The following is a 16,625-nucleotide window of genomic DNA, read 5'->3' on the forward strand; positions in this document are numbered from 1 at the left end:
GACGCACACGGAGCCACGGATGCGACCGCCTTACCGGGCTTCCACGCCACCGGGTGTACAACTTCAAGACATACGCACCGGGATCGTCGGCCTCGACGATCCCCGGAAGCGGAAGCGAGCCGCCCCACGCAAGGGCGTGACAGAGCAGGTCGGTCCGTCGGAGTCCGCCTGGCGTCGCTTCGGCATGCCCCCGTGAAAGAGACCTGGAGCCCCATGGACACCACTGGCTTTCCGTTGCAGTTCGCCCGTACCCGCCGCTTCTCGCTGGGAGTCCCCCGGCAGTTCACCGTGTCACCGGACGGCGAGCGCGTGCTGTTCGTACGATCCCTTTCCGGTGTCGATCCGCGCAGCCCGCTGTGGCTGTACGAGCGGGGCGAGGAGCGGATCCTCGCCGGTCCCTCGGCCCCCGCCGACGACGCCCACGTCTCCGACGCGGAACGGATACGACGCGAACGGGCACGCGAGACCTCCGTGGGGGTGGTGGGGTACGCCACCGACCGCGAGGCGCGCGTCGTGGCGTACGCGCTGGGCGGTGCCCTCTGGATCGTACGGACGGACGGCGGTGCGCCCTGGCAGGTCCGTACCGAGGGCCCGGTCGTCGATCCGCGCCCCTCGCCCGACGGCACCCACGTCGCCTATGTCAGCGGCGGCGCGCTGCGCGTGGTGGGGACCGACGGCACGGGCGACCGGCCGCTCGCCGAGCCCGAAGCCTCCGATGTGGCCTACGGATTGGCCGATCACTCCGCCGCCGAGTCCATCGGCAGGACGCGCGGCTACTGGTGGTCGCCGGACGGGGACGCCCTGCTGGTGGCCCGGGTCGACACCTCGATGGTGCGGCGCTGGTACCTCGGCGATCCGGCCGATCCGGCGCGGGCGCCGCGCTCGGTGCCGTATCCGGCGGCGGGCACCGCCAACGCGCGGACCTCGCTGTGCGTGGTGACACTCGACGGCCGGCACACCCCCGTGCGGCTGCCGGAGCACGCTCCCGAGGACGAGGCTCCGGCGGGTGTCTGGCGGGACCCGGCCTTCGAGTATGTCGTCAGCGCCGGTTGGGAGAGCGGCGGCCCGGTGGTCGGCCTCCAGACCCGGGACCAGCGCACCTTGTGGGTCCTGCGGGTCGACCCGGCGAGTGGCGAGGTCCGGCGGCTGTTCCGGCAGACCGACGAGCACTGGGTGGAGTGGCTGCCGGGCGCTCCGCTGCACACCGCGTCGGGGGCCGCGGTCCTGCCGTGCCCGCGTGGCGATGCCCGCTCGCTGCGCGTCGGTGACGCCCTCGCGCCTGCGGGGCTCCAGGTCGACGCGGTGCTCGGCGCGGTGGGTGAGCGCGTCCTGTTCACCGCGAGCGAGGAACCGACGGAGACCCATGTCTGGTCGTACGCCCCGGACACCGGGTTCGTGAGGCTGACGGACGAGCCGGGGGTGCACACCGCGTCGGCGGGCGGCGACACCGTCGTCCTCGACAGCAGGACCCCGGACGGGCACACGGTCACGGTCGTGCGCGGCGGCGTCCCTTCGGGCCGGATCGCGGTACTCGCCGAACAGCCGCTGGTCACCCCGAGGCCGGTCCATCTCTCGCTCGGGAAGCGGGAGTTGCGCAGCCGCCTGCATCTGCCGTCCTGGTACACACCGGACGCGGGGAAGCTGCCCGTACTGCTCAGCCCGTACGCGGGCCCCGGCATGCGGGTCGTGACGAAGGGCGGCGGCTGGTACACCGCCGTGTGCCAGTGGTTCGCGGAGCACGGGTTCGCCGTACTGGCCACGGACGGGCGCGGCACCCCGGGACGCGGCGTGGAGTGGCAGCGGGCCGTCGTCGGGGACCGGCTGACGCCCGTACTGACCGACCAGGTCGACGCGCTGCACGCGGCGGCCGACCGGTACGACGCGCTGGACCTGGGGCGGGTGGGGATCCGGGGCTGGTCGTTCAGCGGTTATCTGGCGGCGGCCGCCGTACTGCACCGTCCCGATGTGTTCCACGCGGCGGTCGCGGGAGCCGCGGTGACCGACCGGCGGCTGTACGACACGTACTGGGAGGAGCGCTATCTCGGTCATCCGGGCATCCGGCCGGAGAACTACGACCGTTGTTCGCTGATTCCGTACGCGGACAGGCTGACCCGGCCGCTGATGCTCGTCCACGGGCTCGCCGACGACAATGTGTTCCCCGCCCATACGCTGCGGCTCTCCGCCGCGCTGCTCGCCGCGGGCCGGCCGCACACCGTACTGCCGCTGCCGGGGGCGGGCCATCTCGTCACCCGTGTGGGGCAGGCGGACGCACTTTTGCGCCACGAGCTCGGCTTCCTCGGAAAGAACCTCGGTATCTGAACATCGCGGCGGGTATAGCCGTACCTATGGCTGAACGGCCGACCGGCCGGCGCAGCAGAGCCCATCAGGGAACGGAGCTCGGAATGACGGGAACGCAGGGGACCGCACGGGTCGTCGCACGCCGGACCGTGGTCGCGGCGGCGGGCGCGACCGGGCTGGCGGCGGCGCTGGTCGCGTGCGGCGGTTCGGACACCGCGGCGGACTCCACCGGTTCGGACACCGGGGCGGACTCCGCGGACCCCGCGAACCCCGCGGCCTCGGATGCCTCGAACCCCGGGACGCCCGACGACGGCACGGGCGGCGGCGGGGGGCTGACCGCTGTCCTCGCGAAGACCAGCGAGATCCCGGAGGGCGGCGGGATGGTCTTCGCCGACCAGGGCGTGGTGGTCACCCAGCCCACGGCGGGCGAGTTCAAGGCGTTCTCCGCCAAGTGCACGCACCAGGGCTGCGCCGTGAAGGACATCTCCGACGGAGCCATCCACTGCCCCTGTCACGGCAGTCGGTTCAGCGTGGCGGACGGCAGTGTGAAGGCCGGACCCGCGACGCGGCCGCTGCCCGCGACGCCGATCAAGGTCGCCGGGGACTCGATCACGCTGGCGTGACTCGTCGCGTCACGTCCCGCCCGACACGGTCGCGTCGCGTCCCGTCCGACACGGTCGCGTCGCGTCCCGCCCGATCCGTCGCGTCACGGCGTCCCGTGTGGCCGACGCTCCACACACTCATGACCCGGGAGTGTCGGCACCCATGACCGGCGGCCGGTGGGCTCCACTTTTCGTCGGCAGAAGGTGAAGCCCCCGGCCGCCCCACTCCGCCCGCGGTATCGCCCGCGCTATGGCCTCGGTCAGCCGCCGACCAGCCGGTTCGCGGCCCCGGCCGCTTCCTCCAGCGCCTCGACGGCCGCCCGGATCGACGGACGCCGATCCGCGTCCGCCCGCCATGCGGCGTAGATGTGCCGGCGCATCCGCTGCCGTACGGGCACGACCGCCACGCCCTCCGGCACGGCGCCGCGTCCCAGCCTCGGCGCCACACAGACCCCGAGCCCCTCCGCGATCAGCGCGAGCTGCGTGTGGTGCTCCCCCGCGAGATGCGCGATGCGCGGTTCGAACCCCTTCGAGCGCAGCGTGAACATCAGCCAGTCGTAGCAGAATTCGCCCTCCGGCCAGGAGACCCACGGGTCGTCGGCGAACTCCTCCAGATCCACTTCCGACCGGTCCGCGAGCGGATGGTCCGCGGGCATGGCCACATCGGGGACATCGTCGAGCAGGCGCGCCGTCGCCAGCCCGCCGGGCACCGGCAGCCGCTTGTTGCTCCAGTCGAGCACCACGGCGAGATCGAGATCGCCCCTGACGACCCCGCGGATTCCGGCCTCGGGTTCCAGCTCGCGCGTCAGGACCCGCAGCTCCGGATGGCCTTCGCGCAGCGCGCGGATCGCCATCGGGAAGAGCCCGCGGGCGGCCGTGGGGAAGGCGGAGATCCGCACTTCCCCGACCACCCGGCCGCGCTGCGCCTCGATGTCGGACTGCGCGACCTCGACCTGGGAGAGGATCCGCGCGGCATGGTCGGCGAGCAGACGTCCCGCGTCGGTGAGCCGTACGCCGCGCCCGTTCCTGGCCAGCAGCCGCTGGCCCACCTCCCGCTCCAGCTTGGCCAACTGCTGGGAGACGGCGGAGGTGGTGACATGCAACCCCTCGGCGGCGCCGCTCACCGAGCCGTGGCGGGCCAGGGCATCCAGCGTGCGCAGGCGCTCCAGATTCAACATGTAAGCAATTCTAATCGGAATGGTGGACATAATCTCGCTTGTTCTACGAGGTGGTCCACGTCAGGCTGTCCGTATGAGCACCGCCACCCCGCCCCGTCCCGGGCCGGACCCCGCCTCCCCGTCCCCCGCCGTCACGACGGCGGCCCCCGCCGTCACAGCCGCGTCCGCCGCCGTCACAGCCGCGTCCGCCGCCGTCGATCCGGCGCGAGCGGACGCCCGCCGTACCCGCCCGGCCGTGGACTGGCGCATCCGGTTCGCGGTGCTCGCGCTCATCTGGGGCTTCAGTTTTCTGCTCATCAAGGTGGGCACCCATGGCTTCGCCCCCTTCCAGGTCACGTTCGGCCGGCTCTTCTTCGGTACGGCGGTGCTGGCCGTGGCGATGGCGGTGAAGCGGGACCGCCTGCCGCGCGGGCTCCGCACCTGGGGGCATCTCGCCGTCGCGGCCTTCTTCCTCAACGCGCTGCCGTTCTCGCTGTTCGCCTACGCCGAGCTGACGATTCCCTCGACGCTCGCGGGCATCTGCAACGCCACATCGCCGCTCTGGGGCATGGCCCTGTCGCTGGTCGCGCTCTCCGAGGACCGTCCCACCCGCCGCCGGGTCGCCGGGCTCGGCCTCGGCTTCCTCGGTGTGCTGACCGTGCTGGGAGCCTGGCAGGGCTTCTCCGGTCTGGATGTCACGGGTACGGCGATGGCGCTGCTCGCCTCGCTCAGCTATCCGGTCGGCTGGATTTACGTACGCCGCACCCTGGCGGGCAACAGCGGCTCCCATCTCTCCCTGACCGGAGCGCAGCTCTTCCTCGCCACGCTGCAACTCGCCGTTGTGACACCGCTGTTCACCACCCTGCCGGACGCGTTCCCGGCGGGTCCGCTGCTCGCCGTGATCGTGCTCGGTGCGCTGGGCACCGGTCTGGCGATCCTGCTCCAGTACGGTGTGGTCGCCGAAGTCGGCCCGACGACGGGCCAGATGGTCACGTACTTCATCCCGGTCATCGCCACCGCGGCCGGTGTCACCCTGCTGGGCGAACAGCTGAGCTGGAACACGCCCGTCGGCGCCCTGGTCGTGCTGGCCGGGGCCGCGCTCACCCAGACCAAGGCCAGAAGGCGGCCGACGCCTCAGCCGTAGCCCGACGCCCCGTCATCGACCGGCACCTCAGCCGTAGTGGTGCACCCCAACCGTAGGCCAACGCCTCAGCCATAGCTGCGCGCCGGCGCCGGGCCGGCCGCCGAGGCCAGCGCGTCGGCGACCGGCTCGATGTCGTCTCCGGTCAGCTCCGACACCGTCAGCCGAACGCCCGGCGGCGTGGCCACCCGGAAGCGGGCCCCCGGCGCGACCGCCCAGCCCGCGTGCAGCAGCCGTGCCACCGCCCCGGTCTCGTCCGCCACCGGCACCCAGACGTTCATTCCGCTCCGGCCGCGCGCCTCGACGCCCCGCTCCGCCAGGGCCCGTACGAGCGCGTCGCGCCGCTCGCCGTACGACCGCGCCACGGCCGGCACATCCACGGCCCCCGAGGTCCACAGCTCCACGACGGCCCGCTGGAGAAGCCGGCTGACCCAGCCGGGACCCAGCCGCTGACGCCCCGTCACCCGGTCCACGGTCAGGGCGTCCCCGGTGAGTACCGCGATCCGCAGATCCGGTCCGTACGCCTTCGCGGTGGAGCGTACGAGCACCCAGCTGCCGGTGGTCCCGGCGAGCGGATGGAGCGGCAGGTCGACCATTCCGTGGCCGTGGTCGTCCTCGATGAGCAGCACCTCGGGATGTTCGGCGAGCAGCGCGCGCAGTTCCCCGGCACGGGCCGCTCCCACCGAGGCGCCCGTCGGGTTCTGCGCGCGGTCGGTGATGACGACCGCGCGCACACCGGCCCGCAGCGCCCGGGCCAGACCGGCGGGAAGCGGTCCCTCGTCGTCGACGCCCATCGGCTCCGGCCGCAGCCCGAGCGCGGGCACCAGGTCCAGCAGCGCGCCCCAGCCCGGATCCTCGACGGCGACCGCGTCGCCCGGTCGCAGATGGGCCGCCAGTACGCGTTCGATCGCGTCCAGTGATCCGGAGGTCACGGCGACCGGTCCGGCGGGCACTCCGTCGGCGTCGAACCCCGCGCGTGCGAGCCGCGCGAACTCCGGGTCCACGGGCGCCTGTCCATACAGCCCGGGGTGTTCCGCGTTGTGCAGCGCGGCGGCGGCGAGGGCGTCGTGCAGCGGCGGCAGCAGTGCCGGATCGGGGTTGCCCTCCGACACATCGCCTACGCCAGGGGGAGCCTCGACCCGGATCGAGCCACGCACGGTACTGGCGGGGCGGGCGCGCACCCTGCTCCCCCGGCGTCCCGCGGTCTCGATCACCCCGCGGTCCCGCAGGCTCCGGTAGGCGGCGGCGACCGTATTCGGATTGACCCCGAGCGCCGTCGCCAACTCCCGCATCGAGGGGAGGAGTTGGCCCGGGGCCAGCTCTCCGGAACCCACCGCTCGCTCCACGCTGGCGGAAATCTCCGCCGCGCGCCGCCCCACAATCCGATACTCTCCTAGCACAAAGAAGATTATGCACTAGTGCAATGGAGAGCGCAATGCCGGAGAGCACCGCCGAGTATCGGCCCACCCCACGCACCGTCCCCACCCGCCTGCGGGAGCGGGCGGCATACGACCGCGAGCTGGTGCACGGAATACTCGACGAGGCGTATGTCTGCCACCTCGGTTTTGTCCGCGACGGCGCCCCGGTCGTCCTGCCGACGCTGTACGGCCGGGTGGGCGAGCGGCTGTATGTCCATGGCTCGACCGGTTCGCGACCGCTGCGTATGACGAGCCCCGGCGGTACGGAGAGCACGGAGAGCACGGACGGCGAGACCGCCCCCGGTCTCGCCGTCTGCCTGACCGTGACGCATGTCGACGGTCTGGTGCTGGCGCGCGCCGCCTTCCACCACTCGATCAACTACCGGTCCGTCATGGTCCACGGCGTCGCCCGCCCGGTGAGCGACCCCGAGGAACGGCGCACGGCGCTCGACGCGATCGTCAACCATGTCGTACCGGGCCGCTCGTACGACTCACGCCCGGCCAACGCCCGTGAACTGGCCGCGACCGCGGTGATCCGCCTCGATCTCGACGAGGTCTCCGCCAAGGTCCGTACGGGCGGCCCCCACGACGACGCCGAGGACATCACGCTGCCGCACTGGGCCGGGGTCGTCCCGCTCGTGCGCGGCTACGGCGCCCCCGTCCCGTCCGACGATCTCGACCCGGGCATCACGCTGCCGGACTATCTCGCCGGGCGCTGAGCCCACCCGACGGACGGTACGACGGATGACACGACGGGCGACCCCGCGGACGACACCACGCTGAGCACGGGCGGCGGCGGTGACCGGTCGCGCGTCAGCCGACCGCCGCCGACCGCCGGCGCCCGGCGGCGAGGCGCGCCTCGGCCACCGCGAGACCGGTCACCGCCGCGAGCAGCAGGACCGTACCCAGCAGGGTCGCCGCGGTCAGCCGCTCATCGAGCAGAACGACCGCGATCGCCGCCGCGCTCACCGGCTCAAGCAGCATGATCACCGAGACGGTCGTCGCCCGCACCACAGCGGCCCCGGCGAAGTAGAGGGCATAGGCGAGCGCGGTCGGCACGGCCGCGACATACACCAACAGCCAGACCACCCGGGCCGGTTCCGCGGTGTGCGGCAGCAGTCCCTCGCCCCAGGCGATCGGCAGCAGCAGGACCGCGCCGATGGCGAACGCCCAGGCGGTGGTGGTCATCGAGTCGCCGCCGCGGCCCTCGCGCCCGAGCCACCGGGTGAGCAGGGTGATCCCCGCGTAGCCGGCGGCGGACAGGATCGCGAGCGCGACTCCGGCCGGGCGTACGGAGCCGCCCTCGCCGCCGAGCACCAGCACCCCGAGCCCGCCGAGCGCGCCCGTCACCGCGAGCACACCGCCGCCGCCCAGCCGTTCGCCCATCGTGAGGCGGGCGCCGAGCGCGATGAGGACGGGCCCGGCGCCGAGGGTGACGACCGTACCGACCGCCAGACCGGTCGCTTCCACGGCGGCGAAGTAGGCGCTCTGGAAGACGGTGAGACCTATGCCGGTACCGAGGATCCGGATCAGCCGCCGCCGGCGCGGTTCCGCGGGCGCGGGTTCGCGGCGGCGCCGGAGGGCGAGCGCGCCGAGCAGCAGGACGAGACCGCCCAGGCAGCGCCAGAAGGAGAGCGCGAGGGGGCCGAGGTCGCTGACGCGGTAGAGCAGCGAGGCGGCGGCTCCGGCGGTTCCCCAGGCGACCCCGGCGACGATCAGAAAGAACAGACTCCGCCCCACGGGCAGGCCGGGGCCGGGCAGGCCGGAAGGAGTGGCGGAAACAGAAGAGGACACGTGACGTCTCCGTGTGAAGAAGCGGGATGGTGTGGTCGCTCAGCTCCGTCACGCGGGCAGCGACGAGCCGCTCGGGGCAGGGGCCTGTACGGCCGAGGTCCTGTCCGAGCCCGGTCTTCGTCAGCGGATGGCCGCCCGCGTTATGACGCGGGAGGCGGAAGAACGGTCAAGTGCATGATCGGCACCCTACGTCGTGGTGTGTCCGGCGGACAACCGCGCCGGGTCACCCGCCCCCGTACCGCCGGCCATCGGCCCGGAGGGCGCCTTCGGCGTCGACGACTGGGCGATGAACGCGCCGATCAGCACCACGGCCCCGCCGATGATCTGCGGTGCGGAGAGGTGTTCCCGCAGCAGCACCCAGGCCAGTGCGGTCGCGATGACCGCCTCCAGGCAGGCGACCACGCCCGCCACCTGCGGCGAGAGCCGGCGTACGGAGATCACCCCGGTCATATAGGCGAGCACGGTGGCGATCAGCACGATCCAGCCGAGCAGCAGTGCGGCGGGCACACTCGATCCGCCCATGTCGGCGCTCCCGCCGAGCAACGACCACTCCATCGCCCAGGGCCGGGCGACCACCGTCATCACGACGGCACCGACGAGCAGTCCGTACGCGATCACACCCAGCGGATCGGCGGCGTCCTCCCCGTCGGCGCCCTGGTCGGAGAGGACGAAATAGCCGACCTGGCAGCAGGCGGCGGCGAGGGCGAGAAGCACCCCCACCGGATCGAACCCCAGCCCCGCCCAGACCTCGACCACACAGGCGAGCCCGCCCACCGCGAGAACGACCCCGACCGCGGCGGCGCGGGTCACGGGCCGCCGCTGGACGAACCGGACCCAGAGGAGGACGAGCGCGGGGGCGAGATACTCGATGAGCAGCGCGACGCCGACGGGGATCCGGGAGATCGCGGCGAAGTAGAAGGTCTGTACGCCCGCCACGGCGAGCAGGCCGAACCCGGCGAGCAGCGCGGGCCGTCGCCGTATCAGCGCCCGATGGCGCCAGGCCACCGGAAGCATGACCAGGGCGGCGCCGGTGATCCGTAGCCAGACGACATGGAGCGGGTCGAGCCCCGCTTCTATGAGTGGCTTGGCCGCCACACCCGAACCGCCGAACGCGAACGCCGACGCGAGGGCAAGGCCCAGGCCGACGCTCCTCCCCTGAGACATCCGCATGGCGTCATCATGACAGCCGACGTCAGGAGCGTCATCCTCATGACACCTGTCGAGACAGCCGAGGCCCCGCGGAATCGGCCGCCGCGGCGGGCCGGATCACCCGCGATCAGAACGATCGTCATGTCCGGCCTGATCGGGGCGTTATGCGGATCGTGGTGTTCAGCCTGATCGGGGACGCTCAGACCGATCGGGGCATTCAGACCGATCGGGGTGTACCGGACAGCTTTCCGGCCAGCGACCGCGCGTCCACCCCGGCCCGTTCGAGCACGTCGACCGCGCGGCACTCCCGGTCGGCGGCGAGGGCGGCGAGCAGGTCGAGCCCGCCGGCCAGTGGCTCACCACGCCGCGCGGCCCGCTCCAGCGCGCTCGCCATGGCGGTGACGGCCGGGGGCGACCAGCCCGTCACCGCGTGTTCCCGTACGACGGGCACGGCCCCGGAGTCCTCCACGGTCCCCTGCCAGCGCAGTCCGTAGCCGATGCTCCGCTGGACGAGATAGCCGAGCACCCGGGCCAGCTGGGGGCCGCCGTCGAACGCGGCCCGTACCTCCGGGTCCGTCTCCAGCAGTGAGTGCAGCAGATGGGCCGTATCGATCTGGTGGTCACCGTCGCGGTGCGCCCTTCTGCGCGCGGCCGAGACGACGGATGCCAGCTCCGGGGTCAGCCGGGCCTCGACATCGGCGCGCACGGGCGCGGCATCGGGTCGGTTCGGTGCGGACTGTTCCGGCACCCACGGAGATGGGCTTTGCACCCTCTCACCCCATCAGTCCCGGGCTTGTGGAACATCCCCGGCGGGGAGCATTCTCGCGTCCGACGGGAGTTGGGCACATCCGGACCGGTCCTCCTCCTTACGAATGAGATCGCCCCCCTTCTCTCCCCAGGGAGGCGCGCCGCCTTGCCCCCGCGCGGCGAGCGGGGGCAGGAAGAGGCCCCGCGGCGCCTCGAACACAGGCATGGCCTACAGGCATGACCTACAGGCATCGCCGCGGGGCCTCCCCCGCCGAACGACGGGCCGAAGCGTGCTCAGTCCTCATCGGCGAGGATCAGATAGAGCTTCTTGCGCGATTCGGTGATGACCGCCAGAGCCTTCTGACGCTGCTCGGGTGTACCGGTCTTCCAGACCTGCCCGAACGCTTCCATCAGCCCGAAGCCGGCCTGACGGATCTCGTTCATCGTTTCCCAGTCGATGCCCCGGCCGGCCTCTTCCCAGGGGGCCTCGGGCCCCGATTCGGCCTCCGAGCGCCCGGTCTCGGTGAGCGTGAACAGCTTCTTGCCGCCCTCGCTCCGGCTCGTGATCAGGCCCTCGTCCTCCAGCAGCTGGAGCGTCGGGTACACCGAGCCGGGACTGGGACGCCAGGCTCCGCCGCTGCGCTCGCCGATCTCCTGGATCATCTCGTATCCGTGCATGGGCCGGTCCTTCAGCAGGGCCAGGATCGACGCGCGCACATCGCCGCGCCGCGCCCTTCCCCTGCCGCCGCCACGCCCGCGGCCGCCGCCACCGAAGGGACCGCCGAAACCGGGTCCGAACGGGCCGAAAGCCCCGCGCCGTGCCTCGAAGTCGCCCCTGCCCGGATGGCCGGGTCCGCAGCCGCCGGGCCCCGGACCGTGTCCGCGCCCACGCTCGTGTCCATGGTCATGTCCATGTGAACGCATGGCTCTCACACTCCTCACATCGTCGATCTTTCACGACATCGTTGATCCGTCGCGATGCGTCAACGATATATCGGAACACGTCGCTCGGCAAGCGATCCCTGCGCTCGGTTCCGCCGCCGGGCCGCGGGAGAGAACCGATCAGGAATCGAGAAGCGTCGATCGCGGGCCGCGGTTAGCGTGATCGCCGTGGACATCACCAGCCACGCGAGCTTCCTCTCCGGGCTGTCGTTTCCCACACATCTCGTCCGTCGCCACGGCGGACACATCCCCACCGGATCCATGACTTCAGGAGTGACCATGACCAGCTCTGCCACGCAGGGAATCAAGACCGTGCTGCATCCCGTCTCCGACCTGGCGGCGGCCAAGGCCGTGTACACCGCGCTGCTCGGCGTCGAGCCGGTGGCCGACGGGTCCTACTACGTCGGCTTCGAGGCCGGGGGCCAGCACATCGGGCTGGTGCCGGGCGGTGGGCCGCAGGGCATGACCTCACCGGTGGCCTACTGGCACGTGCCGGACATCGAGGCGAAGCTCGCCGAGGTGACCGCCGCGGGTGCCACCGTGAAGGAGCCCGCGCACGATGTCGGCGGCGGCCGCCTCGTGGCCACCTTCACCGACCCCGACGGCAACGTGCTCGGGCTGCTTCAGGACTGATGAGTGCGGCACCCGCTCCCCGGTTCCGCGTCGCCGCCGCCGGGGGCGGGGCACACACGCGACGTGTCTATCATCGAGGGCGAAATCGAGGCCCTGAGACCGACGCGTCGCCGCGGCAGTGGACGGACCGGCTGCCGCGCACCGGCTCAGGCCCGCCCGCGCCGGACGGCGGACACCCCGCATGGCCGGCCCCGCGTCTCCCCACGCCGCGTCCCGGCCTGGAACGAGGCAGACCGAGACAACGAGGCCGACGGAGACCGCGAAGGCGGCTCCGCGTCACACCCGCAACAGATGGAGACACGATGAGCATGGCCCCGAGGAAGGACACGCGGTCGCCCGCGCCGCATGTGGCCGACAGCCACGATTTGATCCGTGTGCATGGCGCGCGCGTGAACAACCTCAAGGACGTCAGCGTCGAGATCCCCAAGCGGCGGCTGACGGTGCTCACCGGTGTCTCGGGCTCGGGCAAGAGCTCTCTGGTGTTCGGCACGATCGCCGCGGAGTCGCAGCGGCTGATCAACGAGACGTACAGCGCCTTCGTCCAGGGCTTCATGCCGACGCTGGCGCGGCCCGAGGTCGACGTACTCGAAGGCCTGACGACCGCGATCATCGTCGATCAGCAGCGGCTGGGCGCCGACCCCCGCTCCACGGTCGGCACCGCCACGGACGCCAACGCCATGCTGCGCATCCTCTTCAGCCGGCTCGGGCAGCCGCACATCGGCTCGCCCAACGCGTTCTCCTTCAATGTCGCCTCGGTCCGGGCGACCGGTTCGATCACGGTCGAACGCGGCACGGGCAACAAGGCCGTCAAACAGACCTTCACCCGCACCGGCGGCATGTGCACACGCTGCGAAGGCCGGGGCACGGTCTCCGACATCGACCTCACCCAGCTCTACGACGACTCCAAGTCGATCGCCGAGGGCGCGTTCACCATCCCCGGCTGGAAGTCGGACAGCTGGTGGACGGTGCGGACCTACGCCGAGTCGGGCTTCCTCGACCCGGACAAGCCGATCCGCGAGTACACCAAGAAGGAGATGCGGGACTTCCTCTACGGGGAGCCGACCAAGGTGAAGGTCGAAGGCGTCAACCTCACCTACGAGGGGCTGATCCCGAAGATCCAGAAGTCGTTCCTCTCCAAGGACCGGGAGGCGATGCAGCCGCACATCCGGGCATTCGTGGACCGGGCGGTCACCTTCACCGCCTGCCCCGACTGCGAGGGCACCCGGCTCAGCGAGGCGGCCAGGTCCTCGCTGATCGGCAAGATCAACATAGCCGACGCCTGCGCGATGCAGATCAGCGATCTGGCCGAATGGGTCCGGGGTCTCGACGAGCCTTCGGTGGCGCCGCTGCTCGCGGTGCTGGGGCAGACCCTCGACTCGTTCGTGGAGATCGGTCTCGGCTATCTCTCGCTCGACCGGCCGTCGGGCACGCTGTCGGGCGGCGAGGCACAGCGCGTCAAGATGATCCGCCACCTCGGCTCCTCGCTCACCGACACCACCTATGTCTTCGACGAACCCACCACGGGCCTGCACCCGCATGACATCCAGCGGATGAACGACCTGCTGCTGCGGCTGCGGGACAAGGGCAACACCGTGCTCGTCGTGGAGCACAAGCCGGAGACGATCTCGATCGCCGACCATGTCATCGACCTCGGCCCCGGCGCCGGCTCGGCGGGCGGCGCCGTCTGCTTCGAAGGCACCGTCGAGGGGCTACGGGACAGCGGCACCGTCACCGGCCGCCATTTCGACGACCGGGCCGCCCTCAAGGAGACGGTGCGGAAGGCCACCGGGGCACTGGAGATCCGCGGTGCTACGGCGCACAACCTGCGGGGTGTCGACGTCGACATCCCGCTCGGTGTGCTCGCCGTCATCACGGGCGTCGCCGGCTCCGGCAAGAGCTCGCTCGTCCACGGCTCGATCCCCGCCGGCGAAGGTGTCATCTCGATCGACCAGAGCGCGATCCGCGGCTCGCGGCGCAGCAACCCGGCGACGTACACCGGACTGCTCGACCCGATACGCAAGGCGTTCGCGAAGGTCAACGGCGTGAAGCCGGCGCTGTTCAGCGCCAACTCCGAGGGTGCCTGCCCCACCTGCAATGGCGCCGGGGTCATCTACACCGACCTGGCCATGATGGCCGGAGTCGCCACACCCTGCGAGGAGTGCGAGGGGAAGCGGTTCCAGGCGGCGGTGCTGGACTACCACCTCGGCGGCCGCGACATCAGCGAGGTCCTCGCGATGTCGGTGACCGAGGCCGAGGAGTTCTTCGGCGCCGGCGAGGCGCGCACCCCGGCCGCGCACCGTATCCTCGGCCGGCTCGCCGATGTCGGGCTCGGCTATCTCAGCCTCGGCCAGCCGCTCACCACACTGTCCGGCGGCGAGCGGCAGCGGCTCAAGCTGGCCACCCACATGGCCGAGAAGGGCGGAATCTACGTCCTCGACGAGCCGACCACCGGCCTGCACCTCGCCGATGTCGAGCAGCTGCTCGGTCTGCTCGACCGGCTCGTCGACTCGGGCAAGTCGGTCATCGTCGTCGAACACCACCAGGCGGTCATGGCGCACGCCGACTGGATCATCGACCTCGGCCCCGGCGCCGGCCACGACGGCGGCCGGATCGTCTTCGAGGGCACACCCGCCGATCTCGTCGCCGCCCGCGCGACCCTCACCGGCGAGCACCTGGCGGCGTACGTCTCCACCTGACCCAGGCCCCCTCCTGCCCCAGGATCTCTCCTGACCCAGGACCCCTCCTGACCCGGGATCCCTCGCGTCCGAGCCGACCGAGCACGGTCCTCGTCACCGGTCGCGGGTGCTGTGGCAAGCTGATGAGGTGAGACGGCAGAACCTCGACGACCTCGTCCGGCTGCGACAGGCCCGTGACCGGATGGACCGCGATTACGCCGAGCCGCTCGACGTCCCCGCGCTGGCCCGCGACGCCCTGATGTCGTCGGGCCATTTCTCCCGCAGCTTCCGGGCCGCCTTCGGCGAGACGCCCTACAGCTATCTGATGACCCGTCGCATCGAGCGGGCCAAAGCGCTGCTGCGGCGCGGCGATCTCACGGTGACCGAGGTCTGCTTCGCGGTCGGCTGTACATCGCTGGGATCGTTCAGCTCGCGCTTCACCCAGCTGGTCGGCGAGAGCCCGAGCGCCTACCGCGCCCGGCGCCATGACCTCGGCGCCGCCATTCCGGCCTGTATGGCCAAGATCCATACGCGACCGGTCAGGAACGGAGAAGCGCGCCCCACCGCCCGGCCGTAGCGTGAACGGCATGGACATCAAACTTGCCCAATGCTTTATCGCCGTCGACGACCACGACAAGGCGATCGCCTTCTACCGCGATGTGCTCGGCCTTGAGGTACGCAACGATGTCGCGTTCGAGGGGATGCGCTGGGTGACCGTCGGGGCACCCTCGCAGCCGGACGTGAACATCGTCCTGGAACCGCCTCTCGCCGACCCGAACGCCTCGTCGGCCGACAAACAGGTCATGGCGGAGCTGATGGCCAAGGGCCTGCTGCGTGGCGTCATCTTCACGACGGACGACTGCGACGCCGCCTTCGAGCGCATCAGCGCCGCGGGCGGCGAGGTGCTGCAGGAGCCGATGGACCAGCCCTACGGCGTCCGCGACTGCGGGTTCCGCGACCCCGCCGGCAATCTGTTGCGCTTCACCCAGCCCCTCACGAAGTGAGCCCTCCGCGAAGTGAGCCCTTGCCGGGCCCGCCCGGCGAGGGCCGCGTCGTGTCGAGGGCCACATCGTGTCGAGGGCTACACCGTGGCGAGGGCTACACCGTGGGCAGCCAGCCCACCTTCCCGGCCAGCAGCGCGTATCCGACGAACGCCCCGATGTCGAGCAGTGTGTGGGCCACCACCAGTGGCCCGACCCGCCCCCAGCGCCGGTACAGCAGGACGAACACGACGCCCATCACCAGGTTGCCGATGAAGCCGCCGATCCCCTGGTACAGGTGGTACGAGCCGCGCAGCACCGAGCTGGCCGCCAGCGCGCCCATCGGCGACCACCCCAGCTGGTCGAGTCTGCGCAGCAGATAGCCGACGACGATGACCTCCTCCAGCACGGAGTTCTGCGCCGCGGAGAGGATCAGCACCGGAAACTTCCACCACACATCGGGCAGTGATTCCGGCTCCACCGTCAGATTGAAGCCCGCCGCCTGCATCACCAGATAGAACGCGAGCCCGGCGCTGCCGATACCGGCCGCGACCAGTGTGCCGCGGCCCAGGTCCGGCCCGGGCCGTCGGCCGTCGAAGCCGATGGCCCCCAGCCCGCTGCCCTCCCGCGTCAGCAGATGCGCGACCAGCAGGACCGGCACCAGCGCCGTACAGATCCCGAAGAGCTGCCAGCTGAGGTCGAGCCACGGCCGGCCGGGCGCGGCCGACGCGTTGAGCTTCGCCGCCTGGTCGGCCAACGCCTCGGGTCTGGTCACCGACCCGATGAAGCTGATCAGCGCGGACACCGCGCTCGCGCCGAGCGAGAGCGCCAGTACGAGTACGGTCTCGGACCGCAACGTCCGCTGTGAGATGGCCTCCCGGGGCTGAGAACCGTCCTCCTGGCCCGCCTCCGCCTGCACACCTGCCTCCAGTTGAGTAATCCCGCCTCATGCCCCACGCGGTGCCGCTAGGGTCTCGAATGCAGGTACGAAGATCGCGCGCGACAGGCCGGGGGAGCAATTCGCCGTTCGCGTGGCGAGGCTCGTTCTCGTCCACTCTCCCAGCCCTTGTACACCCTTCATGAAGGAGG

15 protein-coding genes are annotated in these 16,625 nt (G+C 71.5%); 8 read left to right on the forward strand and 7 right to left on the reverse strand.

Annotation, left to right across the window (positions count from 1 at the left end; translation table 11 throughout):
- The first annotated feature begins 213 nt into the window (after window positions 1-213).
- Entirely contained in the window at window positions 214-2,319 is a 2,106-nt protein-coding gene (locus tag ABTZ59_RS29375; protein ID WP_351419666.1) for a S9 family peptidase, read from the forward strand.
- Between the two features lie 83 nt (window positions 2,320-2,402).
- Complete coding sequence (locus ABTZ59_RS29380) at window positions 2,403-2,921, forward strand: Rieske (2Fe-2S) protein (protein WP_351419667.1); 519 nt, start codon at window positions 2,403-2,405, stop codon at window positions 2,919-2,921.
- 239 nt (window positions 2,922-3,160) lie between these two features.
- Here ABTZ59_RS29380 and ABTZ59_RS29385 read toward each other — a convergent pair whose 3' ends face one another.
- Window positions 3,161-4,078, reverse strand: a complete 918-nt coding sequence (locus ABTZ59_RS29385) for a LysR family transcriptional regulator (RefSeq protein WP_351419668.1) — start codon at window positions 4,076-4,078, stop codon at window positions 3,161-3,163.
- 73 nt (window positions 4,079-4,151) lie between these two features.
- Here ABTZ59_RS29385 and ABTZ59_RS29390 point away from each other — a divergent pair, with 73 nt between their 5' ends.
- Window positions 4,152-5,201: a DMT family transporter gene (locus tag ABTZ59_RS29390; protein ID WP_351419669.1), complete on the forward strand. Its 1,050-nt coding sequence runs from the start codon at window positions 4,152-4,154 to the stop codon at window positions 5,199-5,201.
- 65 nt (window positions 5,202-5,266) lie between these two features.
- On the opposite strand, the gene ABTZ59_RS29395 is transcribed toward ABTZ59_RS29390, so the two are convergent.
- Complete coding sequence (locus ABTZ59_RS29395) at window positions 5,267-6,598, reverse strand: aminotransferase class I/II-fold pyridoxal phosphate-dependent enzyme (RefSeq protein WP_351419670.1); 1,332 nt, start codon at window positions 6,596-6,598, stop codon at window positions 5,267-5,269.
- A gap of 35 nt (window positions 6,599-6,633) precedes the next feature.
- On the opposite strand from ABTZ59_RS29395, the gene ABTZ59_RS29400 reads away from it, so the two are divergent.
- Window positions 6,634-7,335, forward strand: coding sequence for a pyridoxamine 5'-phosphate oxidase family protein (locus ABTZ59_RS29400; RefSeq protein WP_351419671.1), 702 nt, complete (start codon window positions 6,634-6,636; stop codon window positions 7,333-7,335).
- 94 nt (window positions 7,336-7,429) lie between these two features.
- Here the strand turns inward: ABTZ59_RS29400 and ABTZ59_RS29405 are convergent, their stop codons facing one another.
- From ABTZ59_RS29405 to ABTZ59_RS29420, 4 genes are all read right to left on the reverse strand, one after another.
- On the reverse strand, window positions 7,430-8,410 hold the full coding sequence (locus ABTZ59_RS29405) for a DMT family transporter (protein WP_351419672.1): 981 nt from the start codon (window positions 8,408-8,410) through the stop codon (window positions 7,430-7,432).
- 186 nt (window positions 8,411-8,596) lie between these two features.
- Window positions 8,597-9,580, reverse strand: coding sequence for an EamA family transporter (locus ABTZ59_RS29410; RefSeq protein ID WP_351419673.1), 984 nt, complete (start codon window positions 9,578-9,580; stop codon window positions 8,597-8,599).
- Window positions 9,581-9,776: 196 nt separating this feature from the next.
- Entirely contained in the window at window positions 9,777-10,328 is a 552-nt protein-coding gene (locus tag ABTZ59_RS29415) for a Clp protease N-terminal domain-containing protein (protein ID WP_351419674.1), read from the reverse strand.
- A 272-nt stretch (window positions 10,329-10,600) separates the two neighbouring features.
- On the reverse strand, window positions 10,601-11,230 hold the full coding sequence (locus ABTZ59_RS29420) for a PadR family transcriptional regulator (protein WP_351419675.1): 630 nt from the start codon (window positions 11,228-11,230) through the stop codon (window positions 10,601-10,603).
- Between the two features lie 297 nt (window positions 11,231-11,527).
- Between ABTZ59_RS29420 and ABTZ59_RS29425 the strand changes: the two genes are divergently transcribed.
- The 4 genes from ABTZ59_RS29425 to ABTZ59_RS29440 all read left to right on the forward strand — a co-directional run bounded on the left by ABTZ59_RS29425 (window position 11,528) and on the right by ABTZ59_RS29440 (window position 15,560).
- Window positions 11,528-11,881: a VOC family protein gene (locus ABTZ59_RS29425; protein ID WP_351419676.1), complete on the forward strand. Its 354-nt coding sequence runs from the start codon at window positions 11,528-11,530 to the stop codon at window positions 11,879-11,881.
- A gap of 302 nt (window positions 11,882-12,183) precedes the next feature.
- Window positions 12,184-14,577 (forward strand): ATP-binding cassette domain-containing protein, encoded by a 2,394-nt coding sequence (locus ABTZ59_RS29430; protein ID WP_351419677.1) that lies wholly within the window; start codon window positions 12,184-12,186, stop codon window positions 14,575-14,577.
- A gap of 181 nt (window positions 14,578-14,758) precedes the next feature.
- On the forward strand, window positions 14,759-15,133 hold the full coding sequence (locus tag ABTZ59_RS29435) for a helix-turn-helix transcriptional regulator (RefSeq protein WP_351419693.1): 375 nt from the start codon (window positions 14,759-14,761) through the stop codon (window positions 15,131-15,133).
- A 10-nt stretch (window positions 15,134-15,143) separates the two neighbouring features.
- Window positions 15,144-15,560 carry a VOC family protein gene (locus ABTZ59_RS29440; RefSeq protein ID WP_351419678.1) on the forward strand — a complete coding sequence of 139 codons (417 nt, stop codon included), beginning with the start codon at window positions 15,144-15,146 and terminating at the stop codon, window positions 15,558-15,560.
- A gap of 94 nt (window positions 15,561-15,654) precedes the next feature.
- On the opposite strand, the gene ABTZ59_RS29445 is transcribed toward ABTZ59_RS29440, so the two are convergent.
- Window positions 15,655-16,455, reverse strand: coding sequence for a CPBP family intramembrane glutamic endopeptidase (locus tag ABTZ59_RS29445; RefSeq protein WP_351419679.1), 801 nt, complete (start codon window positions 16,453-16,455; stop codon window positions 15,655-15,657).
- Window positions 16,456-16,625 lie beyond the last annotated feature (170 nt).

It is taken from the genome of Streptomyces sp. NPDC094034, from assembly GCF_040303865.1.
Lineage (GTDB): Bacteria > Actinomycetota > Actinomycetes > Streptomycetales > Streptomycetaceae > Streptomyces.